3 protein-coding genes are annotated in these 3,398 nt (G+C 61.8%); 1 reads left to right on the plus strand and 2 read right to left on the minus strand.

The features are described 5' to 3' along the window. Window positions 1-93 precede the first annotated feature (93 nt). Complete coding sequence (locus tag AC07OV_RS29905) at window positions 94-1,446, minus strand: GntP family permease (protein ID WP_176998013.1); 1,353 nt, start codon at window positions 1,444-1,446, stop codon at window positions 94-96. An 84-nt stretch (window positions 1,447-1,530) separates the two neighbouring features. Then, entirely contained in the window at window positions 1,531-2,064 is a 534-nt protein-coding gene (locus AC07OV_RS29910) for a gluconokinase (protein WP_495093565.1), read from the minus strand. 212 nt (window positions 2,065-2,276) lie between these two features. On the opposite strand from AC07OV_RS29910, the gene gntR reads away from it, so the two are divergent. Continuing rightward, window positions 2,277-3,308, plus strand: coding sequence for an HTH-type transcriptional regulator GntR (gene gntR / locus AC07OV_RS29915; RefSeq protein WP_176998023.1), 1,032 nt, complete (start codon window positions 2,277-2,279; stop codon window positions 3,306-3,308). Window positions 3,309-3,398 lie beyond the last annotated feature (90 nt).

The following is a 3,398-nucleotide window of genomic DNA, read 5'->3' on the forward strand; positions in this document are numbered from 1 at the left end:
CTGCGATAGCGGCGGTGAATTCACCACCGCTATCGCAGGCAAGCCAGCTCCCACATCTATATTGAATTCCTGCAGTAAGTTTTGTGGTGTGGCTTACACCACCAACGACAACAGCATGATGAAGATCAGCGCCACAATCGACAGGATGGTCTCCATCGCCGTCCAGGTCTTGAACGTCTCAGCCACAGTCATGTTGAAATACTGCTTCACCAGCCAGAACCCCGCATCGTTGACGTGAGACAGGATCAACGAGCCCGCCCCCGTCGCCAACACCAGCAGTTCACGGTTAACCCCCGGAATCATCCCCACCACCGGCACCACGATGCCTGCGCCGGTAATGGTCGCCACGGTCGCTGAACCGGTCGCCACACGAATCACCGCCGCCACCAGCCACGCCAGCAAAATCGGGTTGATCTGCGCGTTCACCGCCATATGGCCGATCACGTCGCCCACGCCGCTGGTCACCAGCATCTGCTTGAAACCACCACCGGCACCGATGATCAGGATGATCGCAGCGGTGGGCGCCAGGCTGGCGTCGAGCAGCTTGAGGATCTGTTTGGAACCGATGCCCTGGCGATGGCCAAAGGTGTACAGCGACAGCAGCAAGGCCAGCAACAGCGCGGTGATCGGGTGGCCGATCATGTCCATCCAGTTGCGAATGGCGTGGCCGTCCGGCAGGGCGATGTCGGCGAAGGTCTTGAGCAGCATCAGGAACACCGGCAGCAGCACGGTGATCAGTGTCACGCTGAAGCTGGGCAGGTTCTTGTTTTCTGGTTCACGGGCCAGTTGGTCGACCAGTTCCTGGGACGGGTTGCCCGGGATGTACTTGGCGATGAACGTGCCGAAGATCGGGCCAGCGATGATGGCAGTCGGCAGTGCGACGATCAGGCCGTAGAGGATGGTCTTGCCGATGTCCGCGCCAAACACGCCGATGGCCAGCAGCGGGCCCGGGTGCGGCGGCACCAGGCCGTGCACCGCCGACAGGCCGGCGAGCAACGGGATGCCGATCTTGATCAGCGACACACCGGTGCGGCGCGCCACGATAAACACCAGCGGAATCAGCAGCACAAAGCCGATCTCGAAGAACAGCGGGATGCCCACCAGGAACGCGGCGAACATCATCGCCCACTGCACCTTCTCTTTACCGAAGGCGCGGATCAGGGTCTGGGCGATCTGATCGGCGCCGCCGGATTCGGCCATCATCTTGCCGAGCATCGTGCCCAGCGCAAGGATGATGCCGACGAAGCCGAGCACGCCGCCGAAACCGTCCTGGAACGCCTTGATGATCTTGTCCACGGGCATGCCCGAGGTCAGGCCCAGGAAGCCGGCCGCGATGATCAGTGCAATGAACGGGTGCACCTTGAACTTGGTGATCAGAACGATCAACCCGATGATAGTGACCACTGCATCGAGCAGTAGGTAAGACTCGTGGGACATGCCAAACATGGGGGGTCTCTCCTGTTTGTTGTTGTTATTAAAGCGGGTGTTGAATCTTTCGCCGGGGATAGCGCTATCTTTTCCGGCAAAAAATTAATGAGTAGGTTCAAAGCCGTGTTGCAGCCACCAGGCGTTGGTTTGCTCGGCCAGCTCCTCAACGCTGTCTTCGCTGGCGTTGAGGGCCAGGGTCAGCGGCTCGCCCACGGGCGATTCAAGGGTGGCGAACTGGCTGTCGATCAGGCTTGCCGGCATGAAGTGGCCGGGGCGATGGGACACGCGGTCGGCGGCGACGGCGCGGGTCAGCTCCAGGAAGATGAACCCCAGGCCGGGCGCGGCTTCACGCAGGTGATCGCGGTATTTCTTTTTCAGGGCCGAACAGGTGAGCACCGGGTGCTCGCCCGCCTTGAGCGAACGGCGCAGTTCATCGCACAGGATGTCGAGCCAGCCGGCGCGGTCGTCGTCGTTGAGGGGGTGGCCGGCGCTCATCTTCTCGATGTTCGCGGCGGGGTGAAAGCTGTCGCCTTCGATGGCGGTGGCGCCGTTCAGGCGGCACAGGGCCTCGCTGACGCTGGACTTGCCACAGCCGGAAACACCCATGATGACCAGGGCGGTAACAGGTTGACTCATGAAACACCTCAGGACGCAGATAGCGCTACCTTTGCACGCTGTAAGGCTAGTGCAAAAACAGGCTTTTCCCGCGCCGTCTTGTCATTTTTATGGAGTGACGCGTGCATCCTCTCCAATCATTTGAACCGGATCAGGCAACCCTGCGTTCAAGCATTTGCAGCCATTTGGAGACAGCGCTACCTTAGTGCCTCGATTTTTGTTTGGCAAGCCGCCTGATGACCTCCAAGAACGATAAAAAATTGCGCACCACGGGTCGCCCGACCCTCAACGAAGTCGCCCGCCTGGCCGGCGTCAGCCCGATTACCGCGTCCCGCGCCTTGCGGGGCGTGAGCACCGTGGCCAAGGAACTGGTGGAAAAAGTCCAGCAGGCCGCCAGCGAGCTGAACTACGTGGTCAACCCGGCCGCCCGTGCCCTGGCGTCGGCCCAGAGCCATTCGGTGGTGGTCATCGTGCCGTCGCTGTCCAACCTGCTGTTTATCGAAACCCTCGAAGCCATCCACCAGGTACTGCGGCCCAAGGGCTTTGAAGTGCTGATCGGCAACTCCCACTATTCCCGCGAAGAAGAAGAAAACCTGCTGCGCAACTACATGGCCTACCAGCCACGGGGCTTGCTGCTGACCGGCTTCGACCGCACCGAGAGTGCGCGACGGATGGTCGAGGCCAGCAATGTGCCGTGCATCTACATGATGGACCTGGACCCCAACGCCGGCGTGAACTGCGTGGGGTTCTCGCAACTGAGCGCAGGGGAAACCGCAGCGGCGCACCTGCTGTCCCGTGGGCGCAAGCGCCTGGCGTATATCGGCGCGCAGTTGGACCAGCGCACGTTGCTGCGCGGCGAGGGCTTTCGCCGTGCGTTGCAGCAGGCAGGCCTGTACGACCCGGCGCTGGAACTGCTGACCCCGCGGCCTTCCTCCGTCGGTCTAGGAGGCGAGCTGTTCCTGCAGATGCTGGCAGCCCATCCAGATGTGGATGCGATCTTCTTTGGCAACGACGACCTGGCCCAGGGCGCCCTGCTGGAAGCCCTGCGCCATGGCATCAAGGTGCCAGAGCGTGTGGCGGTGCTGGGTTTCAATGACCTGCCGGCGTCATCCTTCATGGTGCCGCGCCTGAGCAGCATCAGCACCCCGCGAGAAGCCATCGGGCGACGTGCGGCGGAGCATTTGCTGACGGTCATGGCGGGCAACAAGATCGCCAAACCGGTGGTGGACATGGGGTTTGAACTGCAGGTGCGTGAAAGTACCTGAGCTGCCTGAACGCATTCCTTTATGGGAGCCGGCTTGCCGGCGATGGCGGTGTGTCTGGCAATGATGTGCCGGCCGATCTGCCGCTATCGC

The organism is Pseudomonas sp. GW821-FHT09A09 (assembly GCF_059418405.1).